Origin of the sequence: Planococcus glaciei (genome assembly GCF_900099655.1) — a bacterium.
Classification (GTDB): domain Bacteria; phylum Bacillota; class Bacilli; order Bacillales_A; family Planococcaceae; genus Planococcus; species Planococcus glaciei.
Genome location: NZ_FNDC01000018.1, coordinates 41,781 through 65,345, shown reverse-complemented (window position 1 = coordinate 65,345; position 23,565 = coordinate 41,781). Strand labels below are relative to the sequence as shown.

The window sequence follows — 23,565 nt, the reverse complement described above, 5'->3', positions numbered from 1 at the left end:
GTCCAGTGATGATGGCAAAGAGGCCACACCCGTTCCCATCCCGAACACGGAAGTTAAGCTCTTTTGCGCCGATGGTAGTTGGGGGTTTCCCCCTGTGAGAGTAGGACATTGCTGGGCCAAGAAAAAAAGCCGTTGCCGGTATTTCCGGCGGCGGCTTTTTTTGTGTTTTCTTTATCGCTTATTCAAAAAGAAATAAGCATAAGTGATTATTTTTGGTTAATTTCTTTCTAAGGATTGAACTTTCTGTTTTACGGGAAAAGCTTAAGAGAGGTGATGGTGATGAAACCGGGATTATATAAAGTAGAGACAATTGATAAAAGAACGGCTTTGTTAACCCCTATCAATGGAGACACTGATCAGTACACTTTTCCAGTAACCGATTTTACACATGATGTTACCGAAGGCGATGTAGTCGAAGTTTGGCGTGAAGGAACAAAATGGCTGACTAAATACCGTGAAGAAGAAACTAGGTCGATTTCGAGTCACGCAAAAGATTTTATGAAACGAATATTAGATAAAGAATAGTATATGTAAAAGCCTTGAGATTTTTCTCAAGGCTTTTTTGACGTATGCCTTCTCCAAATCGTTCTATTTGAATTCCTTAAAATGCATAGTGTATAATAAAGTCAAATATAGTCAAAGTCAGCTTTTGACGTATTATGTATCGAAGAGGTGAAGGCGATGCGGAATATTTCAGACGTGATTGAAGGTTATTTGAAAGAAGTTATCGAATTAAGCGAGAGAGACCATATTGAAATAAAACGAAATGAAGTAGCAGAAAAATTTCAATGTGTGCCTTCTCAAATAAACTATGTAATTAACACTAGGTTTACGGTAGATAGGGGCTATTTGGTTGAAAGCAAAAGAGGAGGGGGCGGCTATATCCGCATCAAGCGGATCAGGATGCATCAGAAAGCTGATGTAATTTCTGACATTATCGGCCGCCTGGAAAATGGAGCTACTCAGAGCATGGCAGAAGACATTGTTTTTCGGCTCTTGGATGAAGAGGTCGTATCCAAACGAGAAGCGAAATTAATCTTAAGTGCCATCGACCGCTCCACTTTGCTTTTGCCTTTGCCGGTTCGAGATGAAGTAAGGGCAAGGATACTTATAGCGATGCTCTTTACTTTAAAGTATCAGTCAAACACATAAGGGGTGATAAAATGATTTGCGATCAATGCGGAGAACGTCCTGCTTCCGTAATTGTTAAACAAAAGATGCAGGGACAGATGACGGAGCGTCATTTATGTCACGTCTGTGCTGCTGAAAACCACAACTTAAATTTTGTTTTTGAACAAGACCCTATGGCTATTCATCAATTGTTGTCTAATTGGTTTCCTAAACAGCAAACCTCAGTAAGTCCAGTGAAAAAAGAAGTGGCGGTTTGTCCTTCTTGCGGATTTACTTTCACAAAGTTTTTGGAGCTGGGAAAATTCGGTTGTGCAACTTGTTATGAAGCCTTTGAACCACAACTAGAAAACATTTTTAAACGGCTTCACAATAGTAATTTTGAACATGCCGGAAAAATTCCTGCTTCTTATGGCAGCACATTAAAGATACGAAAAGAGATAGAAGAATTAAGAAAGCTCATGCACGTTTCAATTCAAAATGAGAATTTTGAAGAAGCAGCAAAATTCCGCGATGAAATCAAAGAATTAAACCTTCAGCTTGAAGGAGGTGTCCCGGATGGCAATTGAACGTTTTTTGCAGCCTAGAGCCAGCAGTTGGATGGCAAATGATGGCGAAAATGTCGATATTGCCATGAGCACACGCATCCGGCTGGCACGCAATTTAAGTGACTTTAAATTCCCTTATTCGTTTTCTGAAGATGAGGCACTGAAAGTGGATAAAGAAGTGTCTTCTGTTCTCCTTGATAAAGCACATGAGTTGAATCATTCGTTTACACATATTAATATACAGGAAACCCCTAAGCTGCAAAGGGAAGTATTGGTTGAGAAACACTTGATCAGCCCCTACTTGGCAAATGGTACACATTCAGGATCAGTCCTGCTGTCAGAAAATGAAGAGCTTAGTGTCATGGTCAATGAAGAGGACCATTTGCGGATACAAAGTCTGCAGTCGGGGTTCCATTTGCAAGAAGCTTATCAGGCAGCCAACCAATTGGATTCTTTGCTGGAAAAAAATCTCTCTTATGCCTTCCATGAAAAGTTCGGTTATTTGACCAGCTGCCCTACGAATACCGGAACAGGAATGAGAGCTTCTGTTATGCTGCATTTGCCGGCCTTGACGATGTCCCATCAGATTACGCGCATTATTCCAGCAATTTCACGTTTAGGAATGGTCGTAAGAGGTATTTACGGAGAAGGCAGTGAAGCTCTAGGCAATGTCTATCAAATTTCCAACCAAATGACTCTTGGGAAGTCGGAATATGATATTTTACAGGATTTGCAGAATATGACCGAACAGATTATTCACCAGGAGCGGTTAGCTAGAGAAGCTATTTTAAACAATTCTCCTCTTGCTTTAGAGGACCGGATTTACCGGTCTCTTGGAACACTGACCCATTCCCGTTTATTGTCTACGGAAGAAGCAGCAACTTGTTTGTCGGATGTCCGCTTAGGCATTGATTTAAAAATGATTAAAGATATGGACATGTCCATTCTGAATGAATTAATGATTTTTATGCAGCCGGCGTTTCTTCAGCAATATGCTGGAAAACCGCTGCAGCCCAAAGAACGTGATGTTGCCCGCGCGAAATTATTCCGCGAGCGTTTGAATAAAGAAAATGCAACCTATGAAGGAGAGGAATTCGCATGATGTTTAATCGATTTACACAACGCGCACAAAAAGTGCTTCAATTAGCTCAAGAAGAAGCTATTCGCATGAAACATGAATCAATTGGAACAGAGCATATTTTGCTTGGTTTAATTCGTGAAGGCGGCGGCATTGCTGCTAAAGCTTTAGAGGCAATCGAAGTTAATACGCAGTTGATCGAAGAAGGCGTTAAAGAGCTTGTAGGCGTCGGCGAAAAAGATGTCGGCCCAATCGTTCACTATACACCTCGAGCTAAAAAAGTAATTGAACTGTCTGTAGATGAGTCACGCAAATTGGGCCATTCTTATATCGGAACCGAACATTTACTGCTTGCGTTGATCCGTGAAGGTGAAGGCGTAGCGGCACGTGTATTAGGAAATGCCGGCGTCAGCTTGAACAAAGCGCGTCAGCAAGTCTTGCAATTGCTAGGTAGCAATGAGCAGGCATCTACTGGAAGCAGCCCGAATGCTTCTGCCAACACGCCAACTTTAGATGGTTTAGCTCGTGATTTGACTCAAGTGGCACGTGAAGGAAGCTTGGATCCGGTTATCGGAAGGAGCCAGGAAATTACGCGTGTTATTGAAGTGTTGAGCCGCCGTACGAAAAACAACCCGGTACTAATCGGTGAACCTGGTGTCGGTAAGACAGCGATTGCTGAAGGATTGGCACAGCAAATTGTTAACAATGAAGTGCCGGAAACTTTACGCGACAAACGCGTGATGGTGCTGGATATGGGAACTGTCGTTGCAGGTACCAAATACCGCGGAGAATTTGAAGATCGCCTGAAAAAAGTGATGGACGAAATTCGCCAAGCCGGCAATGTCATTCTCTTTATCGATGAGTTGCATACATTGATCGGTGCAGGGGGAGCAGAAGGTGCGATTGACGCATCAAACATCTTAAAACCTTCTCTTTCACGCGGCGAACTGCAATGTATTGGTGCGACAACATTAGATGAATACCGCAAATACATTGAAAAAGATGCAGCTCTTGAACGCCGTTTCCAGCCGATTCAAGTAGATGAGCCGTCAGTAGACGAAACAATCTTGATTATTAGAGGGCTTCGCGACCGTTACGAAGCGCATCACCGGGTGAAAATTACGGATGAAGCGATTGAAGCGGCAGCAAAAATGTCCGACCGTTACATTTCGGACCGGTTCTTGCCGGATAAAGCGATTGACTTGATCGATGAAGCAGGTTCTAAAGTAAGACTTCGCTCATATACCACTCCACCAGATTTGAAAGAGCTTGAAGCAAAGCTGGATGCAGCCCGTTCTGAGAAAAACGAAGCAGTGCAAAGCCAAGAGTTTGAAAAGGCAGCTTCTTTGCGCGATGCTGAACAAAAATTAAAAGATCAATTGGATAAAACGAAAAAAGAATGGAAAGAAAAGCAAGGCAAAGAAGAATCTGAAGTAACAGTCGAGGACATTGCGAAAGTGGTATCGATGTGGACTGGCATTCCGGTTTCCAAGCTGGCGCAAACCGAGTCTGAGAAACTGTTGAACTTGGAAGAAATTCTTCACAACCGCGTAATTGGCCAGGAAGAAGCGGTAACGTCGATTTCAAAAGCGATTCGCCGCGCGCGTGCCGGATTGAAAGATCCGAAACGTCCAATTGGTTCGTTCATCTTCCTTGGGCCTACTGGTGTTGGTAAAACAGAACTTGCCCGTGCACTTGCTGAATCGATGTTCGGCGATGAAGACGCAATGATCCGCATTGATATGTCCGAGTACATGGAAAGACATTCGACGTCACGCCTTGTCGGATCGCCTCCAGGTTATGTCGGTTATGAAGAAGGCGGTCAGCTGACTGAAAAAGTCCGCAGAAAACCTTATTCCGTCGTCTTGCTAGATGAAATTGAAAAAGCGCATCCGGATGTCTTCAACATTCTATTGCAAGTGCTTGAAGATGGCCGTTTGACAGACTCCAAAGGGCGCAGAGTCGATTTCCGCAATACCGTGATTATCATGACTTCAAACGTTGGTGCTGAAGAGCTGAAATACAACAAATACGTTGGTTTCAACTTGGAAGATGCGAAAACGGATTACAAAGACATGAAAGGCAAAATGTTGGCTGAGTTGAAAAAAGCCTTCCGCCCTGAGTTCTTGAACCGTATCGATGACATGATCGTGTTCCACTCACTTGAAAGAGAGAACTTGAGAGAGATTGTGAACTTGATGTCGAAACAATTGACGGATCGTTTGAAAGAGCAAAACATCGATTTGGAATTGACAGAAGCAGCGCTTGAAAAAGTGGCACAAGAAGGGTATGATCCTGAATACGGAGCACGTCCACTTCGCCGTGCACTTCAAAAACATGTCGAAGACCGTTTGTCTGAAGAATTGTTAAAAGGAACAGCCATTGCGGGTCAACGAATTGTGTTTGATGTCGAAGATGATGATTTTGTGGTCCGTACGAAAGAACCGATTGCAACTGAAACAAAATAAATAAGTTAAACAATCCGCTCGCCGGACTTCGGCGGGCGTTTTTATTTGGAAAAGGAGGCCACACATGGCTAAGAAAAAAACGAAGTTTATTTGCCAATCGTGCGGTTATGAGTCAGTGAAATGGATGGGCAAATGCCCTGGATGCGGCGAGTGGAACCAAATGGTCGAGGAAGTAGAAGTGGCAGCTCCTAAAGGAACGCGCGGTGCCTTCCAGCATTCCGCTACTGTTTCCCAAAAAGCGACACCGATCAACTCGATTAAAACCCAGGAAGAACCGCGCGTAGAGACGAAAATGGGCGAGCTGAACCGCGTGCTTGGCGGCGGCATTGTGCCGGGTTCACTGGTATTGATCGGTGGAGACCCGGGAATCGGGAAATCCACCTTGCTGCTTCAAGTTTCGGCAATGCTGGCCAATAGCGGCAGCCGCGTCTTGTATATTTCAGGAGAGGAATCCATCCGCCAGACCAAGTTGCGTGCAGAACGATTGGATGCGTCTTCTTCGGAATTGTATATCTATGCAGAAACCAATCTGGAATTGATTCACCATACCATAGAAGAAGTAGCGCCTGATTTTGTAGTGGTCGACTCTATCCAAACGGTCCATCACCCGGAAGTGACTTCAGCACCGGGAAGCGTGACGCAAGTCCGGGAAAGTACAGCAGAATTGATGCGCATTGCGAAAACAAAAAATATCGCGATTTTCCTGGTTGGCCACGTTACGAAAGAAGGGCAGATTGCCGGGCCGCGGATTCTTGAGCATATGGTGGATACCGTGCTTTATTTTGAAGGCGAGCGCCATCATACGTACCGTATTTTGCGCAGCGTGAAAAACCGCTTTGGTTCAACGAATGAAATTGCGATTTTTGAAATGCTGCAAAGCGGCTTGAAAGAAGTCTTGAATCCGTCGGAGCTGTTTTTGCAGGAGCGGTCGAGCGGTGCAGCAGGGTCAACGGTTGTCGCTTCGATGGAAGGGACCCGTCCGATTCTCGTGGAGATTCAGGCACTGGTTACGCCTTCAAGCTTCAACTATCCCAAACGGATGGCAACAGGAATTGATCAAAACCGTGTTTCGCTGATCATGGCGGTGCTGGAAAAACGCGCAGGCATGCTTTTGCAGGCACAGGATGCTTATATCAAAGTGGCCGGCGGCGTGAAGCTTGACGAACCGGCAATCGATTTGGCGGTGCTTGCAAGTATTGTTTCAAGCTACCGCGATAAAGCGCCGAATGTGTATGACTGCATCATCGGCGAAGTCGGGCTGACAGGTGAAGTGCGCCGGGTCTCGCGGATTGAACAGCGGGTCCAGGAAGCAGCAAAACTTGGGTTTAAACGCGCGATTGTTCCTGCTTCCAACTTAGGCGGCTGGGATTATCCGGAAGGCATTCGGGTCATTGGCGTTGAAAGTGTAAATGATGCATTAAAAGAAATTTTTCCACAATGAGGGGGCACTTGGTGCCTCCTTTTTCTTTTCCTTATTCTAACAAGGGTCCTGAAAGCCTTTCTCATGCAAAATGTGTATAATTATAAAAAAGGAGGTGGAGTCTATGTTAAAAAAGATTATCCAGATTTTGTTTTTGCTGATTGGCGCTGCAGTTGGAATCATATTTTTTCCTTACGTATTTGAACTTATCCCTATTCCCGACAGCCCCTGGATCAATAATGCAATCGTTTCAGCCTTAATCGGCGCGCTTATTTTCTTTGTATTGTCTTTATTATTTGCGGATTTAATTGTGAAGTTTATGAAGTGGATGGAAGAAAAGCTGCTTCATGCCCCGACACCGGATTTATTGTTCGGGACAATCGGACTCATCATTGGGTTGGTCGTTGCGTTTCTAATCGGATTTGCTTTGAATACCATTGATATTCCAATCGTTGCTACAGCCGCACCAATTATTTTATCCGTTGTACTCGGATATTTGGGTTTTGCCGTAGGATTCCAAAAGCGGGAAGAGATCATTTCGATGCTCACTCCCCAAAGATTGGTTTCGGCAAATAAGAAAACGGAAATTGAAGCACCGCCTGTTGAAAAAGTTTCGTATAAACTGCTCGATACCAGTGTGATCATTGATGGCCGGATTGCCGACATCTCCGCTACCGGGTTCATGGAAGGCACGTTTGTGGTACCCCAATTCGTACTGTCGGAACTGCAGCACATTGCCGATTCTTCCGATACGTTGAAGCGGACGCGCGGCCGGCGCGGCTTGGATATTTTAAAACGCCTCCAAAGTGAGCGCGAAGGTGCTATTATGATTACGGAAGAAAATTTTGATGAAGTCAGTGAAGTGGACTTGAAACTGATGCGCGCGGCGAAGAAAATGGGCGGCCAAGTGGTCACCAATGATTTTAACTTGAATAAAGTCTGCGAATTGCACAATGTTCCTGTTTTAAATATCAATGATTTGGCCAATGCGGTAAAACCTGTGGTTATCCCGGGTGAAGACATGCATGTAGTGGTCATTAAAGACGGCAAAGAGCAAAATCAAGGCGTGGCGTATTTGGATGATGGTACAATGATTGTTATTGAAGATGGAAAAGGGTATATTGGGCAGGCTATAGATGTGACTGTGACGAGTGTGCTGCAGACTTCTGCAGGGCGCATGATTTTTGCGAAACCTCGTGAAGGCCGCCAAGCCTCAATGAATGGATAAAGGATGTAACAATATGAACTATACAGTCGTCTTGCCTGCTGCAGGCAGCGGGAAACGAATGAAAGCAAATAAAAACAAATTATTGCTCGAGCTTTTTGACAAGCCGATTTTTCTTTACACGCTGGAAGTGTTTCAACAAGATCCAGCGTGTGAAGCTATTTGGCTTGCGGTGAAAGAAGAAGAACGGCAAATCATCGATCAGTATGTGACGAAATACAAGATTACAAAAGTTCACGGCTATGCAGACGGCGGAATGGAGCGGCAGGACAGTGTGCGGGCTTGTCTTGAAGCGATTCCGCCCTGTGGCGTTGTGCTGGTGCATGATGCGGCGCGACCGTTTATCTCGCAAGATGTCATTACGCGTCTGGTTGAGACGGCTAATACGTGCGGCGCTGCCATTGCAGCGGTGCCGGTAAAAGACACCATCAAAAAAGCGGACAACGGAATTATTACGGAGACCGTCGACCGCAATGCGCTGTGGATGGTGCAAACCCCTCAGGCGTTTACGTATGAACTGATTTTAAAAGCGGCCAAAGCAGCTGTGGAAGACGGATTTTTGGGAACGGACGAAGCAATGCTTGTAGAGCGCTTGAACCATCCCGTGCAAATAGTGGAAAGCACGTATGAAAATGTGAAAATGACGACACCGGAAGATTTGATTTATGGCAAAGCCATTTTGGAAAGCCAGATACAGGAGGGGCAAAGATGATGCGGATTGGACAAGGTTATGATGTACATCAGTTAGCGGAAGGGAGACCTTTCATTTTAGGGGGGATTGAGATCCCTCATGACCGGGGCTTGCTCGGACATTCGGATGCAGATGTTTTGCTTCACACGATTACAGATGCAGCACTCGGTGCAATTGGCGGAGGAGACATTGGCAAGCATTTCCCGGATACGGATCCGGAATTCAAAGACGCTGACTCCAGAAAATTATTGACGCATATTTGGCAATACGTGAAAGAACAGGGCTATGAACTTGGCAATGTGGATTGCACGGTTATCGCCCAAAAACCGAAACTGGCACCATTTATTGAACAGATGCGCGAATCGATTGCGACTTTGCTGGAAGCAGATATTTCCCAGGTAAATGTCAAAGCAACAACTTCTGAACACCTTGGATTTACCGGACGCGAAGAAGGCATTGCGGCTCTTGCTGTGATCTTGTTGGTGGAACGCCCGCTTTCACTGGACGCGCCAGAGTGATAGAATAGGAGATACTGTTATTCATTTAGGAGGAAAAAAGATGACACAAGAAGTACGCGTACGCTATGCGCCAAGCCCGACTGGCCATTTACATATCGGCGGTGCCCGCACAGCGCTTTTCAATTATTTATATGCACGCCACCACAACGGCAAATTTATCGTCCGTATTGAAGATACCGATATTGCCCGCAATATCGAAGCAGGCGAGTTGTCCCAGCTGGACAATTTGAAATGGCTTGGCATTGATTACGATGAGTCCGTGGATATTGGCGGAGAGTATGGTCCGTATCGCCAAATGGAACGTTTGGATATTTATAAAGGCTATGCTGCCGAAATGCTTGAAAACGGCACGGCTTATAAATGTTTCTGTACACCGGAAAAACTGGAAGCAGAACGTGAAGCGCAAAAAGCATCAGGCATTGCTGCACCGCAATACGCAGGCACTTGCCGCAATTTGACAGCTGAAGAAGTGGCAGAAAAAGAAGCAGCTGGTTTGCCGTATACGCTCCGCATGAAAGTGCCGGCCGACGTAACGTATGAGTTTGAAGACTTGGTTCGCGGTACGGTTTCTTTCGAATCGAAAGATGTGGGTGACTGGGTGCTGGTTAAAACAAACGGCATCCCGACATACAACTTTGCCGTTGTTATAGACGATCATTTGATGAAAATGACGCATATTTTCCGCGGGGAAGAGCATTTGTCGAACACACCGAAACAATTGATGGTTTTTGATGCCTTTGGATGGGAATACCCATCATTTGGCCATATGACATTGATCATCAACGAAGACCGCAAAAAACTGTCAAAACGCGATGAGTCGATTTTGCAGTTTATTTCCCAGTACAAAGAACTGGGCTATATCCCGGAAGCGCTATTCAATTTCTTTGCGCTGCTCGGCTGGTCTCCGGAAGGCGAAGAGGAAATCTTCTCGAAAGAAGAATTGATCCGCATTTTCGATGTGAAGCGTTTGTCGAAATCGCCATCTATGTTTGATAAGCAAAAATTGATGTGGATGAACAACCAATACATCAAGCAATTGCCGCTGGAAGAAGTGGTGAAGCTGTCGCTTCCTCATTTGCAAAAAGCCGGCAAATTGCCTGAAGCGTTAACCGAAGAACAAGCAGCCTGGGCTGAAAAACTGATTGCTTTGTACCACGACCAAATGAGCTTCGGTGCGGAGATTGTGGAACTGTCTGATTTGTTCTTCTCAGATGAGCTGTCTTACGGTGAAGCTGAACAGGAAGTATTGGCAGGAGAACAAGTTCCGGAAGTGATGGCGGCTTTTAAAGAGCAGCTGGAATCACTGGAAACCTTCGAACCGGCAGAAATCAAAGCAGCCATCAAAGCGGTGCAAAAAGCGACCGGCCATAAAGGCAAAAACTTGTTCATGCCGATCCGTGTTGTCACAACCGGCCAATCGCATGGCCCGGAATTGCCGGATTCGATCGCTTTATTGGGCAAAGAGAAATCAATTGCCCGCGTTTCCCAATTTGTTAAAGCGTAAGCTTAGAGCAAAAGCGGATAAAATTGACTTATCGGTCCAAACGTGTAAAATGGACTTACTATTAGGAAATCGTTGACGAGAAGAAGTACATGCAGCAAGCTCCAAAGAGAGGATCATCACCGGCTGAAAGTGATCCGGGCCGCTGCTGCATCGAAATGCCTCTCCGAGTGCTGAGTCGAATCAAGTAGACCAGACGTACCGCCTGCGTTAAAGGTGTTCAAGAGAGAAAGGTGCTTTTGCCTTTCTAATCAGAGTGGAACCGCGCAACGATGCGTCTCTGTCATTTAATTGACAGGGGCGCTTTTTATTTTGCTCAAGAAAGGAGACGGGAATTGTGTGGAAACTATTAAAAGATGATGTCGATGTCATCTTCGAACAAGACCCAGCGGCCCGGAGCTATTTGGAAGTCATCTTGACCTATTCCGGTTTGCACGCCATTTGGGCGCACCGGCTGGCACATTTCTTTTTCAAGAAGAAGTTGTTTTTTATCGCTCGTGTCATTTCGCAAATCAGCCGCTTTTTTACCGGCATTGAAATCCATCCGGGCGCTATGATTGGCCGCCGCTTTTTTATTGACCATGGCATGGGGGTCGTGATTGGAGAGACCTGCATCATCGGCGACAACGTCACACTGTACCAGGGAGTGACCCTCGGCGGAACCGGGAAAGAACGTGGCAAGCGCCATCCGACATTGGAAGACAATGTACTGGTGGCGACCGGTGCGAAAGTTCTCGGGTCGATTGTCATTGGGGCCAATTCCAAAGTGGGAGCAGGTTCTGTGGTGTTGAAGAATGTACCGGCAAACGCAACCGTTGTCGGCATACCGGGAAAAGTCGTCATTCAGGACGGCGTGAAAGTAAAGCCGGATTTGAATCATCAGAATATGCCGGATCCGGTGATGGACAAATGCGAGTCGATGGAACTGAAAATCGCCGCTATGGAACGGGAAATTAACCAGTTGAAAAATGCATTGAAGAAAGAAGGTAGCTCCAAATGACGATTCAAATTTTTAATTCGTTAACACGCCAAAAAGAAGAGTTTATCCCGTTGGAAGAGGGAAAAGTAAAAATGTATGTGTGTGGCCCGACGGTGTACAACTACATCCATATCGGCAATGCGCGGCCGGTGATTGTATATGACACGGTTCGCCGCTACCTTGCTTACCGTGGATTTGATGTGACGTACGTTTCCAATTTCACAGATGTCGATGATAAATTGATCCGAGCAGCCAACGAGCTGGGTGAGGAAGTGCCGCAGATTGCCGAACGGTTTATCAAGGCCTATTTTGAAGACACAAAAGCGCTTGGCTGTGCAGAAGCGGATGTCCACCCGCGCGTAATGGACCATATCCCGCAAATTATCGATTTTATCGAAGTGTTGGTTGAAAAAGGCTATGCGTATGAATCACAGGGAGACATCTACTACCGGACCCGCAAATTCGAAGGCTACGGCAAATTGTCGCATCAATCGGTTGATGAACTGAAAATCGGCGCCCGCATTGAAACCGGCGATAAAAAAGAAGACGCCTTGGATTTCGCATTATGGAAATCGGCAAAACCTGGCGAGATCTCATGGGAAAGCCCATGGGGAGCAGGACGCCCTGGCTGGCATATCGAATGTTCCGTCATGGCACGTGAGCATTTAGGAGATACGATTGACATCCATGCTGGCGGACAGGATTTAACGTTCCCGCACCATGAAAATGAAATTGCCCAGTCGGAAGCACTGACAGGCAAGACATTTGCCCGCTACTGGATGCACAACGGCTACATCAATATCGACAACGAAAAAATGTCCAAGTCGCTGAACAACTTCGTGCTGGTCAATGACATTCTAAAAGAGCTGGATCCGCAAGTGCTTCGCATGTTTATGCTATCGGTGCATTACCGCCATCCAATCAACTATTCCCAAAGCTTGGTAGAGGATGCGATTGCAGGCCTTGAACGCTTGCGCACCGCCTATGCGAATTTGAAGCATCGATTGGAAACGTCTGCTGATCTAGGGGATCATTCCGATATTTGGCTGGCAAAAATCAACGGCATCCGAGAAGCTTTCATTGAAACAATGGACGATGATTTCAATACAGCAGCCGGCATTTCGAAAATCTTTGATTTATCCCGCTTGTCCAATACGTACTTACTGGAAAAACAGACAGCTTCCGAAGTGCTTGAGGCGTTCATTGCCATGTTCGATGAACTGATGAATGTTCTTGGATTGCCGTTTAAACAAGAAGAGGAACTATTGGATGCGGAAGTGGAAGCACTTTTGGCAGAGCGGATTGAAGCCCGCAAAAACCGTGATTTTGCCAGAGCGGATGAAATCCGTGATTTGTTTAAGGAAAAGAACATCATCTTAGAAGATACAGCGCAAGGCACGCGTTGGAAAAGGGGGTAACGGCGTGAACGTATTACGAAACAGCGACGTTGACCAATTGAATGCGCTGGCGCTTGCCTATATGGGCGATGCGGTTTATGAACAGGCGGTGCGTGAGCATCTCCTGCGTTCAGGCCGTGCAAAACCGAATATCCTTCACCGCCAGTCGACAACATTCGTTTCGGCCAAAGCGCAAGCGATGGTGTTGAAGCGCTTGACGGAAGAAGAGTTTTTGACCGAAGCGGAACTGGCTGTCATGAGAAGAGGCCGCAACGCGAAATCGGGCTCGGTGCCGAAAAACACCGATGTCCAGACCTATAATTTCAGTACCGCATTTGAAGCGGTGCTCGGCTGGCTGTATTTAAAAGAGCAGCAGGAGCGGGTCGATGAAATTATTGCGTATGCGATCGATATCGTAGAAGAGCTGAGAGGAGTGGTCAAATGAGCGAGGAATTAACACCGGAAATCATCGGCGGCAAAAACCCTGTACTGGAAGCATTGCGCGCTGACCGGGATGTCAACAAAATCTGGGTGGCAGAAGGCGTCCAGAAAAAAGGAATCACAGAATTGCTGCAGCTGGCAAAAGAGAAAGGCGTGTTGGTCCAGTTTGTTCCGAAGAAAAAAATAGACGGGCTGACAGACTCCAATCACCAAGGCATTGCAGCAGCAGTGGCGGCTTACAATTATGCGGAACTGGAAGATTTGTTTAAAGCAGCTGAAGCGCGTTCGGAAGATCCTTTCTTTTTGATACTCGATGAACTGGAAGATCCGCATAACTTGGGGTCAATCATGAGAACGGCCGATGCCATCGGAGTTCATGGCATCATCATTCCGAAACGGCGGGCAGTCGGCCTGACTGCAGTTGTAGCGAAATCTTCAACAGGCGCCATTGAACACGTGCCGGTCGTGCGGGTCAATAATCTGTCGCAAGTGGTGGATGAATTGAAAAAACGCGGTGTTTGGATTGCCGGGACGGACGCCAAGGAATCCACGGATTACCGCAATATGGATGCCGGATTGCCGCTTGCGGTCATCATTGGCAGCGAAGGAAAAGGCATGAGCCGGATCCTCCGCGATAAATGCGATTTTTTGTATCAGTTGCCGATGGTTGGCCACGTGACATCATTGAATGCCTCTGTTGCCGCTAGCCTTTTGATGTACGAAGTCTATAGGAAGCGCAATCTGCTGGGTTGATGCCATGGACATTCTACTGGTTGATGGATATAACATCATTGGAGACTGGTCAGAACTGAAGGAATTGAAAAAAGAAAAGCTTGCCGATGCCCGGGACCGGCTTATTGAGCAAATGGCCGAGTACCAGAGCTATAAAGGGTGGCGCGTCATTATTGTATTTGACGCCCATCTGGTCCCTGGGATAGAAGCGAAAAACAAGCGGCACGATATTGAAGTGATTTACACGAAAGAAAGCGAAACGGCAGATGAGCGGATTGAAAAGCTGGCAACAAGCTTAAGCAACCGCCGGGACCAGATTCATGTGGCTACGTCCGATATGACGGAACAACGCGTGATATTCGGCAAAGGGGCTCTAAGAATTTCTGCTAGGGAATTAAAAATTGAGATGGATGAAATACAACAGAATATTTCAAAAAAAGTGAAAGAAATCCAGGAGCAGCGGGCATTTTCCAAGATTTCACTTTCGGATGAAGTGACAGAAGTTTTTGAAAAATGGAGACGTGGGCAGAAATGATAGGTTGACGCTCAATTTTTGCTTCCTGTATACTGTTGGTATCGAGGCTCGCGCAACCGGAGGGATAGCCGTGGTAAATCATGAGCAAGTTCAAGCCCAGCGATTCACAGAAATGACAGATGAAGAACTTGTTAGTTTAGTCCACAGCGGAAACACTGAAGCCCTGGATTTTTTAATCACGAAGTTTCGGCATTTCGTCCGCATGAAGGCCCGCTCCTATTTTCTGATTGGTGCTGACAAAGAAGACATTATCCAAGAAGGCATGATCGGCTTATACAAAGCGATCCGGGATTTTAGAAGCGACAAATTGTCTTCGTTCCGGGCGTTCGCTGAATTGTGCATTATCCGCCAAATCATTACCGCGATTAAAACCGCCACCCGCCAAAAGCATATTCCGCTAAATTCCTATGTTTCTCTCGACAAGCCGATTTACGACGAGGAATCGGACCGGACGCTGATGGACGTATTGACTGGGAACGGCGCTGACGATCCGGAAGAGATGATGATCAACAACGAGGAATTTCTTTATATGGAAGCCAAGATGGGAGAAGTGCTGAGCGATTTGGAACGCGAAGTCCTGGCCCTTTATCTGGACGGCCAATCGTATCAGGAAATCTCCGAAAAGCTCGAACGCCACGTGAAATCAATCGACAACGCCCTTCAGCGAGTCAAGCGAAAGCTGGAGCGGCACCTTCAATTCGATGAGACGCGCATGTCGTAAAGTGCAGTTGACAGTTGACTTTTAAGGTGATACCCTTGAAAAAGCTGGAAACTCGAATAGGGTGAGAAAAATGGCTAAAAAAATCGTCTTAAGCTGCTCGAAATGTGCATCCCGCAATTATACGGTTCCAGGACAATCGGAATCCGGCACACGTTTGGAACTTAAAAAATTCTGTGCTCATTGCAATGGGCATACCGTGCATAAACAAACGTTATGAATTTTAAGTCAAGGCCGAACGATATAGAGTAATTTTGAATTTCGGAGGTTTTTTAAACAATGGGCAACATTGGCAGTTTCTTCAAGAATGTCGTTTCGGAAATGAGAAAAGTAAGCTGGCCTAAACGAAAAGAATTGACTCGTTATACAATCGTCGTTCTTTCAACTGTAATCTTTATGGCTCTTTTCTTTGCATTGGTTGATACAGTGATTTCAGAATTGTTCCGATGGTTCTTAGCACTTTAATGTGATCATCAAGAATAACAGGTAAAAAATAGCCCGTCAGTTTTTGAGAACGGGTTTTTTCATTTGGGAAAAAAGGAGGGATGGACGTACAGTCCGCACGAATATGGAGAAAAATTGGTATGTAGTCCATACGTATTCCGGTTACGAGAACAAGGTAAAAGCGAACTTGGAAAAACGTGTAGAAACAATGGGCATGGAAGATTTGATCTTCCGCGTCATCATTCCAGAGGAACAGGAAACAGATTTTAAAGACGGCAAAAAACGCACAGTCATGCGCAAAACTTTCCCTGGGTACGTTTTGGTGGAATTGATCATGACAGACGAATCTTGGTACGTGGTTAGAAACACTCCGGGTGTAACCGGCTTTATCGGTTCATCAGGCGGTGGAGCGAAACCGACGCCTCTATTGGATGAAGAAGTGGAGTTCATCTTGAAACAGATGGGCATGACTTCACGCAAGGTGGAAATCAACTTTGCAGTCAGCGATACAGTAGAAGTGATGGAAGGGCCATTTGCGAACTTCCAAGGGAAAGTCGAAGAAATCGACGAGACCAAAGGCAAGGTTAAAGTCTCGATTGATATTTTCGGACGCGAGACAAAAATGGAACTTGATTTCGATCAAGTACAAAAAGTATAAAAGCCACTTGCTATTCCGCTTGGGAAGTGGTATTATTTCATAGGTCAGACTGTCATCAGACAATTTGTACAAGATAACTAATTCTATCAACATAGTTGACAGAGATATTGAGTGGGAGGGGAAACCCTATTACCACATCACGGACTTAAGGAGGTGTGTTTCGTGGCTAAAAAAGTGATTAAAGTTGTAAAATTGCAGATCCCTGCAGCAAAAGCTAATCCAGCGCCACCAGTTGGTCCAGCATTGGGTCAAGCAGGTGTTAACATCATGGGCTTCTGTAAAGAGTTCAACGCGCGTACGGCAGATCAAGCAGGACTGATCATTCCAGTTGAGATTTCGGTATTTGAAGACCGTTCATTTACTTTCATTACGAAAACTCCACCCGCAGCTGTACTACTTAAAGTAGCAGCCGGTATTGAATCAGGTTCAGGCGAACCGAACCGCAATAAAGTAGCGACTGTGAAACGCGACAAAGTTCGCGAAATCGCAGAGACTAAAATGCCAGATCTAAATGCTGCTTCAGTTGAAGCTGCAATGTTGATGGTTGAAGGTACTGCTCGCAGCATGGGCATTACAATCGAAGACTAATACAGTAGTTGTTTTTGGATGGGTTGCGTGAGTTCCAAGTGAACCACGCAGCCTTTAATCGTGGGAGGTTTAAAACCGTTAGACCACAACAAGGAGGACGTTTAAAATGGCTAAAACAGGCAAAAAGCTGCAAGAAGCAGCAAAATTGATCGACCGTTCAAAACTATACGAAGCTAAAGAAGCAATCGAACTTGCGAAAAAAGCAAGCACAGTGAACTTCGATGCAACAGTAGAGGTAGCTTTCCGTCTAGGAATCGACACGCGCAAGAACGACCAGCAAATCCGTGGAGCAGTAGTGCTTCCAAACGGTACTGGTAAAACTCAAAGCGTATTGGTTTTCGCAAAAGGCGACAAACTTAAAGAAGCTGAAGCTGCAGGCGCTGACTTTGTTGGCGATGCTGAATATATCCAAAAAATCCAACAAGGATGGTTTGACTTCGACGTGATCGTAGCAACTCCTGATATGATGGGTGAAGTTGGTAAACTTGGACGCGTTTTAGGACCAAAAGGCTTAATGCCAAACCCTAAAACAGGCACAGTTACATTTGATGTAACAAAAGCTGTTCAGGAAATCAAAGCTGGTAAAGTGGAATACCGTGCAGACAAAACAGGTATCATCCATGCGCCAATCGGAAAAGTTTCTTTCGATGACAGCAAACTTGCTGAAAACTTAGAAGCGATCTACGATGTAGTCCTTAAAGCGAAGCCATCTTCTGCTAAAGGAACTTACATCAAATCTCTTAACGTAACTACTACTATGGGACCTGCTGTTAAAGTGGATTCTACTACTGTAGGAAAATAAGAGTTTGACAAACCGTTTCGCCTTTGCTACAATAGCGGAGTTGTGAAATGTATATTTGTACCGCAGACAGCAGGGGCGCCAGCCGCTTAATTTATCCCTGCCGAGGACATGATGAATTCAGATAACATCTTTATTGATGCTGATCTTATGCCTCTGTGTCTGTAAAAAGACCAGAGGCTTTTCTTATGGACGTACCGGTACGAATGAAAAATCTATAGGAGGTGCCCAAATGACCAAAGCAGTTGAAACGAAAAAAGTAGTTGTGCAAACGATCGCTGACAAATTCGGTGCTGCAGCTTCTGTTGTAGTTGTCGATTACCGTGGTTTGAACGTTGCGCAAGTAACAGAACTTCGTAAACAGCTTCGTGAAGCAGGCGTTGAGTTTAAAGTTTACAAAAACTCAATGACTCGCCGTGCTACAGAAATGCACGGACTAGAAGCAATCAACGAACACTTGACAGGACCAAACGCCATTGCATTTTCAAACGAAGATGTAGTAGCGCCAGCGAGAATCATCAATGATTTCGCTAAAAAGAACGAAGCGCTTGAAATTAAAGCGGGTATCATCGAAGGTACTGTATCATCTGCTGAAGATGTGAAAGCATTGGCAGAACTTCCATCACGCGAAGGCCTACTTTCTATGCTACTCAGCGTACTACAAGCACCAGTCCGCAACTTCGCTGCTATTACAAAAGCAGTTGCAGACAGCAAAGAAGAACAAGGCGCTTAATAAGTTAGCCGGATAAGCAAGACAAAAAAATTACCTTTCCATAGGAGGAAACTATAATGACACAAGAACAAATCTTAGAAGCAATCAAAGAAATGACAGTTCTTCAACTTAACGACCTAGTAAAAGCAATCGAAGACGAGTTCGGCGTAACTGCTGCTGCTCCTGTTGCTGCAGCTGCTGCTGGCGGTGCTGCTGTTGAAGAGCAAACTGAATTCGACGTAATCTTGACTTCAGCTGGAGACCAAAAAATCAAAGTTATCAAAGCAGTACGCGAAGTTACTGGCCTAGGCTTGAAAGAAGCTAAAGCACTAGTTGACGAAGCTCCTAAAGCACTTAAAGAAGGCGTTTCTAAAGACGAAGCAGAAGAAATCAAAGCTAAAGTTGAAGAAGTTGGCGCTTCAGTAGAAGTTAAATAATTTCATCAATTTATGAATAAGAAAGAAAGCTCGTCCGTATTTTCCGGCGGGCTTTTTTCTTCTTTCTAGATCAAACAGTCCGGGATGAGCGGATAAAGGTAAGGAGGGCTCCAAATGTCACAGCATTATTATTCCAAAAATCCTCAAACAAAAAGCAAACCTCAAGAATGGGCATACACATTGCGGGGCGAGAAATTCCACTTCCAAACAGACACGGGTGTATTCAGCAAAAGCGATGTCGATTTCGGATCGCGATTATTGATTGAGACTTTTGAAGAAGCGGCGCAAGACGGTCCGATTCTGGACGTCGGCTGTGGGTATGGACCGATCGGAATGGCCATCGCAAAATCATTTCCTCAAAAAGAAGTCCATATGGTAGATGTGAATACGCGGGCAGTCGAATTGGCAAAAAAAAATGCCGAAAAAAACGGCATTCAAAACGTTCGGATTTATGAAAGTGACGGCTTGGCTTCGGTCGAGGCGGACGGATTTTCTTCCATTTTAACCAATCCTCCAATCCGGGCAGGAAAGGAAACGATCTTCCGTTTCTATGAAGAAGCATATGGGAAACTGCAGGATGGCGGTTCGTTGTGGGTAGTCATACAGAAAAAGCAAGGGGCTCCGTCGACTCAGGAGAAATTAGAAGGGCTTTTCGGGAATTGTCGCACGGTTGACAAAAAGAAAGGTTACTTTATTTTTGAGGCAAGAAAAGTTTGACTTGACAAAACGGCTATGTTATTATAATGAAATGCAAAATTTATTATTTTGAGGTCGTTTGCCCTTTTTCGGGCATGGCATGGCGACAGTATTAATCACGGGTAAACCGGAAATGGGATGAATTTAGTCTCGTTTTCTTTTTGTCTTTTCGATATCATACACTATTTTGTAGGAATCGCAAAGACCTATAATCGTTTTATTGAGGGGTGAATAAGTTGGTAGGTCAACTAGTTCAGTACGGGCAACATCGTCAACGTAGAAGTTTTTCGAGAATTAAAGAAGTGCTCGAACTTCCTAACCTGATTGAGATCCAATCAGCGTCTTATGAGTGGTTCCTCGAAGAAGGATTGCGCGAAATGTTCCGAGATATCTCACCGATTGAAGATTTCACTGGAAATCTATCGCTTGAGTTTGTTGATTACAGTCTCGCAGAACCAAAGTATCCAGTCTCTGAATCGAAAGAACGGGACGTTACTTACGCAGCGCCGCTTCGCGTGAAAGTGCGTCTACACAACAAAGAAACAGACGAAGTGAAGGAACAGGACGTCTTTATGGGTGATTTCCCATTAATGACTGAAACCGGAACTTTCGTGATCAATGGCGCTGAACGCGTTATCGTTTCTCAATTAGTGCGTTCACCAAGTGTTTACTTCCACGACAAAACCGACAAGAATGGTAAAAAAGGCTTTGGAGCTACGGTTATTCCAAACCGTGGTGCTTGGCTTGAATATGAAACCGATGCAAAAGATGTCGTGTATGTCCGAATCGACCGCACGCGTAAATTGCCGGTGACTGTTCTTTTGAGAGCGCTTGGTTTCGGCTCCGACCAGGAAATCATTGATTTGCTTGGCGACAACGAATACCTGCAAAATACGCTTGAAAAAGACAATACGGAAAGCACGGAAAAAGCGTTGCTTGAAATTTATGAGCGCTTGCGTCCGGGCGAACCGCCAACAGTGGAAAGCGCGAAAAGCTTGCTTTACTCACGCTTCTTCGACCCAAAACGCTATGACTTAGCAAATGTGGGCCGCTACAAAATGAACAAAAAGCTTCACATCAAAAACCGTCTTTTCAATCAGACGATTGCGGAAACATTAGTGGATCCGGAAACAGGCGAAATTTTGGTTGAAGCAGGTACGGTTATTGACCGCCGTGTCTTGGACCGTTTGATTCCTTACCTGGAAAGCGGCGTTAACTTCCATACCGTTTCTCAAACAGGCGGCGTTCTTGAAGGCGATGTTACATTGCAGTCAGTGAAGATCTATGCGCCAAATGATGAAAACCAAAAAGAAATCAATGTGATCAGCAACGCTTACATTGAAGACAAGATCAAACATGTAACGCAGGCTGACATCATTTCATCCATCAGTTACTTCTTTAACCTTCTTTACGGAGTTGGAAACACAGATGACATCGATCACCTGGGTAACCGTCGTCTTCGTTCAGTTGGGGAATTGCTGCAAAACCAATTCCGCATCGGTTTGTCCCGTATGGAACGTGTTGTACGTGAGCGGATGTCAATTAATGACACACAAGCAATCGTACCGCAGCAATTGATCAATATCCGTCCGGTTATTGCATCTATTAAAGAATTCTTTGGTAGTTCTCAGCTTTCCCAGTTTATGGACCAAACAAACCCGCTGGGCGAATTAACGCACAAACGCCGTCTATCAGCGCTTGGGCCTGGTGGTTTAACGCGTGAACGTGCCGGCTTTGAAGTACGTGACGTTCACTACTCGCATTATGGCCGTATGTGTCCGATTGAAACACCTGAGGGTCCGAACATCGGGTTGATCAACACGCTTTCCACTTTCGCGAAAGTGAACAAATTCGGTTTCATTGAAACACCTTATCGCCGGGTTGACCCGGAAACGGGAATCGTAACACCGCAAATCGACTACTTGACAGCTGACGAAGAAGATAATTACGTAGTGGCTCAGGCCAACTCGCGCTTATCGGATGATGGGTCGTTCGTAGAAGAAGAAGTAGTGGCACGTTTCCGTGGGGAAAACACATTGATCAAACGCAACCGCATTGATTATATGGACGTTTCTCCGAAGCAAGTCGTTTCAGTGGCGACAGCGTGTATCCCGTTCCTTGAAAACGATGACTCCAACCGGGCATTGATGGGAGCGAACATGCAGCGCCAGGCGGTTCCATTGTTAAATCCGGAAGCACCTTTTGTAGGGACTGGGATGGAGCATTTGGCCGCACGTGATTCAGGAGCAGCAGTCATTGCAAAATATGACGGCATTGTTGAATCAGTTGAAGCGAGAGAAATCAAAGTACGCCGTATTGAAGAAGTGGATGGCCGTGAAGTGAAAGGCGATCTTACATCTTATAAATTACAGAAATTTGTCCGCTCCAACCAAGGAACGAGCTATAACCAACGTCCGATTGTAAAAGTCGGCGACCGGGTATCACCACGTGATATTTTAGCAGATGGACCTTCGATGGAACGCGGGGAAATGGCACTTGGCCGCAACGTATTAGTAGCATTCATGACTTGGGACGGCTTCAACTATGAAGATGCGATCATCATGAGTGAGCGTTTGGTGAAAGATGATGTGTATACATCTGTCCATATTGAAGAATATGAATCAGACTCGCGCGATACGAAACTTGGGCCGGAAGAAATCACACGCGACATCCCGAATGTCGGTGAAGATGCGCTTCGCAACCTTGACGACCGCGGAATCATCCGTGTCGGCGCAGAAGTGAAAGATGGCGATATCCTTGTTGGGAAAGTCACTCCAAAAGGGGTTACCGAACTGACAGCGGAAGAACGTCTCTTGCACGCGATTTTCGGTGAAAAAGCACGTGAAGTGCGCGATACGTCTCTACGAGTGCCACACGGCGCCGGCGGAATCGTCCTTGATGTGAAAATTTTCAACCGCGAAGACGGCGATGAATTGCCACCGGGTGTAAACCAATTGGTGCGCGCATACATCGTTCAAAAACGTAAAATCCAAGTCGGCGATAAAATGGCCGGACGTCACGGGAACAAAGGTGTAATCTCACGCATCCTTCCAGAAGAAGATATGCCGTTTATGCCGGACGGAACTCCTGTTGACATCATGCTTAACCCGCTTGGCGTACCATCACGGATGAACATCGGACAAGTACTTGAGCTTCACTTAGGTATGGCATCCCGTTCACTTGGAATTCATATGGCATCTTCCGTATTTGATGGAGCCAATGAAGAAGACGTGTGGGAAACAATGGAAGAAGCAGGCATGCCGCGCGACGGAAAAACCGTTCTTTATGACGGCCGTTCAGGGGAAGCATTTGATAACCGCGTATCTGTAGGGATCATGTACATGATCAAACTTGCACACATGGTCGATGATAAATTGCACGCCCGTTCTACTGGTCCTTATTCATTGGTTACGCAGCAGCCTCTTGGCGGTAAAGCGCAATTCGGTGGACAGCGTTTTGGTGAGATGGAAGTTTGGGCGCTTGAAGCATATGGTGCTGCCCACACGCTCCAAGAAATCTTAACGGTGAAGTCGGATGATGTTGTAGGACGCGTCAAAACTTATGAAGCAATTGTTAAAGGCGAGAGTGTTCCAGAGCCAAGCGTTCCGGAATCATTCAAAGTTTTGATCAAGGAACTTCAAAGTTTGGGTATGGATGTTAAAATGTTGACGATTGACGACGAAGAAATTGAATTGCGCGATTTGGATGAAGAAGAAGACCTTCAGCCTGCGGATTCATTAAATATCCTGCCAATTGCAGATACAGAAGCACCTGTTGGAACAGTTGATTGATAAAATTTTGGAAGCGGACGGTCCAAGCCTGCCGTCCGGCTTCTAATCACTTGGTCTTAAA

At 45.6% G+C, this 23,565-nt stretch carries 25 protein-coding genes, 1 rRNA gene and 2 other annotated features; all 26 genes read left to right on the top strand.

The genetic code is table 11. The features are described from left to right. Position 1: 1 nt before the first annotated feature. The 26 genes from rrf (at position 2) to rpoB (ending at position 23,504) form a co-directional block, all read left to right on the top strand. A 5S ribosomal RNA gene (gene rrf, locus BLQ32_RS17765) occupies positions 2 to 117 on the top strand. A 162-nt stretch (positions 118 to 279) separates the two neighbouring features. Next, on the top strand, positions 280 to 525 hold the full coding sequence (locus BLQ32_RS17760) for a hypothetical protein (RefSeq protein WP_036803816.1): 246 nt from the start codon (positions 280 to 282) through the stop codon (positions 523 to 525). A 156-nt stretch (positions 526 to 681) separates the two neighbouring features. Next, on the top strand, positions 682 to 1,152 hold the full coding sequence (locus BLQ32_RS17755; RefSeq protein WP_074511518.1) for a CtsR family transcriptional regulator: 471 nt from the start codon (positions 682 to 684) through the stop codon (positions 1,150 to 1,152). A gap of 11 nt (positions 1,153 to 1,163) precedes the next feature. After that, a complete protein-coding gene (locus BLQ32_RS17750; protein WP_036803820.1) occupies positions 1,164 to 1,697 on the top strand; it encodes a UvrB/UvrC motif-containing protein in 534 nt (177 codons plus the stop codon). Continuing rightward, positions 1,687 to 2,778 carry a protein-arginine kinase McsB gene (gene mcsB, locus BLQ32_RS17745; protein ID WP_074511516.1) on the top strand — a complete coding sequence of 364 codons (1,092 nt, stop codon included), beginning with the start codon at positions 1,687 to 1,689 and terminating at the stop codon, positions 2,776 to 2,778. The genes BLQ32_RS17750 and mcsB overlap by 11 nt, the downstream gene beginning before the upstream one ends. Further along, positions 2,775 to 5,222, top strand: coding sequence for an ATP-dependent protease ATP-binding subunit ClpC (gene clpC / locus BLQ32_RS17740; RefSeq protein ID WP_036803827.1), 2,448 nt, complete (start codon positions 2,775 to 2,777; stop codon positions 5,220 to 5,222). The genes mcsB and clpC overlap by 4 nt, the downstream gene beginning before the upstream one ends. 64 nt (positions 5,223 to 5,286) lie before the next feature. Further along, positions 5,287 to 6,663: a DNA repair protein RadA gene (gene radA / locus BLQ32_RS17735; RefSeq protein ID WP_036803828.1), complete on the top strand. Its 1,377-nt coding sequence runs from the start codon at positions 5,287 to 5,289 to the stop codon at positions 6,661 to 6,663. 103 nt (positions 6,664 to 6,766) lie between these two features. Continuing rightward, positions 6,767 to 7,870, top strand: a complete 1,104-nt coding sequence (locus BLQ32_RS17730; protein ID WP_074511514.1) for a PIN/TRAM domain-containing protein — start codon at positions 6,767 to 6,769, stop codon at positions 7,868 to 7,870. A 13-nt stretch (positions 7,871 to 7,883) separates the two neighbouring features. Further along, positions 7,884 to 8,579 carry a 2-C-methyl-D-erythritol 4-phosphate cytidylyltransferase gene (gene ispD / locus BLQ32_RS17725; RefSeq protein WP_074511513.1) on the top strand — a complete coding sequence of 232 codons (696 nt, stop codon included), beginning with the start codon at positions 7,884 to 7,886 and terminating at the stop codon, positions 8,577 to 8,579. Continuing rightward, positions 8,576 to 9,076, top strand: coding sequence for a 2-C-methyl-D-erythritol 2,4-cyclodiphosphate synthase (gene ispF, locus BLQ32_RS17720; RefSeq protein WP_053167075.1), 501 nt, complete (start codon positions 8,576 to 8,578; stop codon positions 9,074 to 9,076). The genes ispD and ispF overlap by 4 nt, the downstream gene beginning before the upstream one ends. Positions 9,077 to 9,116: 40 nt before the next feature. Next, positions 9,117 to 10,580 (top strand): glutamate--tRNA ligase, encoded by a 1,464-nt coding sequence (gltX, locus tag BLQ32_RS17715; protein WP_053167077.1) that lies wholly within the window; start codon positions 9,117 to 9,119, stop codon positions 10,578 to 10,580. 63 nt (positions 10,581 to 10,643) lie between these two features. Continuing rightward, positions 10,644 to 10,862, top strand: a binding site (T-box leader). A gap of 52 nt (positions 10,863 to 10,914) precedes the next feature. Beyond that, positions 10,915 to 11,577 (top strand): serine O-acetyltransferase, encoded by a 663-nt coding sequence (gene cysE, locus BLQ32_RS17710; protein ID WP_074511511.1) that lies wholly within the window; start codon positions 10,915 to 10,917, stop codon positions 11,575 to 11,577. Next, positions 11,574 to 12,974: a cysteine--tRNA ligase gene (gene cysS / locus BLQ32_RS17705; protein WP_074511509.1), complete on the top strand. Its 1,401-nt coding sequence runs from the start codon at positions 11,574 to 11,576 to the stop codon at positions 12,972 to 12,974. Before cysE ends, cysS begins: the two co-directional genes overlap by 4 nt. A 4-nt stretch (positions 12,975 to 12,978) precedes the next feature. Beyond that, positions 12,979 to 13,398: a Mini-ribonuclease 3 gene (locus BLQ32_RS17700; protein WP_036803841.1), complete on the top strand. Its 420-nt coding sequence runs from the start codon at positions 12,979 to 12,981 to the stop codon at positions 13,396 to 13,398. Continuing rightward, positions 13,395 to 14,147 (top strand): 23S rRNA (guanosine(2251)-2'-O)-methyltransferase RlmB, encoded by a 753-nt coding sequence (gene rlmB / locus BLQ32_RS17695; protein WP_074511507.1) that lies wholly within the window; start codon positions 13,395 to 13,397, stop codon positions 14,145 to 14,147. Before BLQ32_RS17700 ends, rlmB begins: the two co-directional genes overlap by 4 nt. A gap of 4 nt (positions 14,148 to 14,151) precedes the next feature. Beyond that, complete coding sequence (locus BLQ32_RS17690; RefSeq protein WP_036803847.1) at positions 14,152 to 14,661, top strand: NYN domain-containing protein; 510 nt, start codon at positions 14,152 to 14,154, stop codon at positions 14,659 to 14,661. 4 nt (positions 14,662 to 14,665) lie between these two features. Next, the gene (gene sigH / locus BLQ32_RS17685; protein ID WP_412178101.1) at positions 14,666 to 15,382 is read left to right on the top strand and encodes an RNA polymerase sporulation sigma factor SigH; all 717 of its coding nucleotides are present in this window, start codon (positions 14,666 to 14,668) and stop codon (positions 15,380 to 15,382) included. Positions 15,383 to 15,452: 70 nt separating this feature from the next. Beyond that, positions 15,453 to 15,599, top strand: a complete 147-nt coding sequence (gene rpmG / locus BLQ32_RS17680; protein ID WP_074511505.1) for a 50S ribosomal protein L33 — start codon at positions 15,453 to 15,455, stop codon at positions 15,597 to 15,599. 59 nt (positions 15,600 to 15,658) lie between these two features. Next, positions 15,659 to 15,844 carry a preprotein translocase subunit SecE gene (secE, locus tag BLQ32_RS17675; RefSeq protein WP_036803851.1) on the top strand — a complete coding sequence of 62 codons (186 nt, stop codon included), beginning with the start codon at positions 15,659 to 15,661 and terminating at the stop codon, positions 15,842 to 15,844. Between the two features lie 103 nt (positions 15,845 to 15,947). After that, positions 15,948 to 16,481 carry a transcription termination/antitermination protein NusG gene (gene nusG, locus BLQ32_RS17670; RefSeq protein WP_036803853.1) on the top strand — a complete coding sequence of 178 codons (534 nt, stop codon included), beginning with the start codon at positions 15,948 to 15,950 and terminating at the stop codon, positions 16,479 to 16,481. Positions 16,482 to 16,643: 162 nt separating this feature from the next. Continuing rightward, entirely contained in the window at positions 16,644 to 17,069 is a 426-nt protein-coding gene (rplK, locus tag BLQ32_RS17665) for a 50S ribosomal protein L11 (protein ID WP_033542812.1), read from the top strand. A gap of 106 nt (positions 17,070 to 17,175) precedes the next feature. Then, the gene (gene rplA, locus BLQ32_RS17660) at positions 17,176 to 17,871 is read left to right on the top strand and encodes a 50S ribosomal protein L1 (protein ID WP_036803855.1); all 696 of its coding nucleotides are present in this window, start codon (positions 17,176 to 17,178) and stop codon (positions 17,869 to 17,871) included. A gap of 42 nt (positions 17,872 to 17,913) precedes the next feature. Next, positions 17,914 to 18,064, top strand: a sequence feature (ribosomal protein L10 leader region). Positions 18,065 to 18,100: 36 nt separating this feature from the next. After that, positions 18,101 to 18,601, top strand: coding sequence for a 50S ribosomal protein L10 (gene rplJ / locus BLQ32_RS17655; protein WP_074511501.1), 501 nt, complete (start codon positions 18,101 to 18,103; stop codon positions 18,599 to 18,601). A 56-nt stretch (positions 18,602 to 18,657) separates the two neighbouring features. Further along, entirely contained in the window at positions 18,658 to 19,017 is a 360-nt protein-coding gene (gene rplL, locus BLQ32_RS17650; protein WP_036803859.1) for a 50S ribosomal protein L7/L12, read from the top strand. Positions 19,018 to 19,131: 114 nt separating this feature from the next. Then, positions 19,132 to 19,734, top strand: coding sequence for a class I SAM-dependent methyltransferase (locus tag BLQ32_RS17645; protein WP_053167081.1), 603 nt, complete (start codon positions 19,132 to 19,134; stop codon positions 19,732 to 19,734). 215 nt (positions 19,735 to 19,949) lie between these two features. Continuing rightward, a complete protein-coding gene (rpoB, locus tag BLQ32_RS17640) occupies positions 19,950 to 23,504 on the top strand; it encodes a DNA-directed RNA polymerase subunit beta (RefSeq protein ID WP_074511499.1) in 3,555 nt (1,184 codons plus the stop codon). Positions 23,505 to 23,565: the final 61 nt, after the last annotated feature.

Excerpts from the sequence above, each read along its gene's own strand:
- BLQ32_RS17760 (WP_036803816.1), top strand. The coding sequence starts at position 280 with ATGAAACCGGGATTATATAAAGTAGAGACAATTGATAAAAGAACGGCT.
- BLQ32_RS17755 (WP_074511518.1), top strand. The coding sequence starts at position 682 with ATGCGGAATATTTCAGACGTGATTGAAGGTTATTTGAAAGAAGTTATC.
- BLQ32_RS17750 (WP_036803820.1), top strand. The coding sequence starts at position 1,164 with ATGATTTGCGATCAATGCGGAGAACGTCCTGCTTCCGTAATTGTTAAA.
- mcsB (WP_074511516.1), top strand. The coding sequence starts at position 1,687 with ATGGCAATTGAACGTTTTTTGCAGCCTAGAGCCAGCAGTTGGATGGCA.
- clpC (WP_036803827.1), top strand. The coding sequence starts at position 2,775 with ATGATGTTTAATCGATTTACACAACGCGCACAAAAAGTGCTTCAATTA.
- radA (WP_036803828.1), top strand. The coding sequence starts at position 5,287 with ATGGCTAAGAAAAAAACGAAGTTTATTTGCCAATCGTGCGGTTATGAG.
- BLQ32_RS17730 (WP_074511514.1), top strand. The coding sequence starts at position 6,767 with ATGTTAAAAAAGATTATCCAGATTTTGTTTTTGCTGATTGGCGCTGCA.
- ispD (WP_074511513.1), top strand. The coding sequence starts at position 7,884 with ATGAACTATACAGTCGTCTTGCCTGCTGCAGGCAGCGGGAAACGAATG.
- ispF (WP_053167075.1), top strand. The coding sequence starts at position 8,576 with ATGATGCGGATTGGACAAGGTTATGATGTACATCAGTTAGCGGAAGGG.
- gltX (WP_053167077.1), top strand. The coding sequence starts at position 9,117 with ATGACACAAGAAGTACGCGTACGCTATGCGCCAAGCCCGACTGGCCAT.
- cysS (WP_074511509.1), top strand. The coding sequence starts at position 11,574 with ATGACGATTCAAATTTTTAATTCGTTAACACGCCAAAAAGAAGAGTTT.
- rlmB (WP_074511507.1), top strand. The coding sequence starts at position 13,395 with ATGAGCGAGGAATTAACACCGGAAATCATCGGCGGCAAAAACCCTGTA.
- BLQ32_RS17690 (WP_036803847.1), top strand. The coding sequence starts at position 14,152 with ATGGACATTCTACTGGTTGATGGATATAACATCATTGGAGACTGGTCA.
- rpmG (WP_074511505.1), top strand. The coding sequence starts at position 15,453 with ATGGCTAAAAAAATCGTCTTAAGCTGCTCGAAATGTGCATCCCGCAAT.
- secE (WP_036803851.1), top strand. The coding sequence starts at position 15,659 with ATGGGCAACATTGGCAGTTTCTTCAAGAATGTCGTTTCGGAAATGAGA.
- nusG (WP_036803853.1), top strand. The coding sequence starts at position 15,948 with ATGGAGAAAAATTGGTATGTAGTCCATACGTATTCCGGTTACGAGAAC.
- rplA (WP_036803855.1), top strand. The coding sequence starts at position 17,176 with ATGGCTAAAACAGGCAAAAAGCTGCAAGAAGCAGCAAAATTGATCGAC.
- rplJ (WP_074511501.1), top strand. The coding sequence starts at position 18,101 with ATGACCAAAGCAGTTGAAACGAAAAAAGTAGTTGTGCAAACGATCGCT.
- rplL (WP_036803859.1), top strand. The coding sequence starts at position 18,658 with ATGACACAAGAACAAATCTTAGAAGCAATCAAAGAAATGACAGTTCTT.
- BLQ32_RS17645 (WP_053167081.1), top strand. The coding sequence starts at position 19,132 with ATGTCACAGCATTATTATTCCAAAAATCCTCAAACAAAAAGCAAACCT.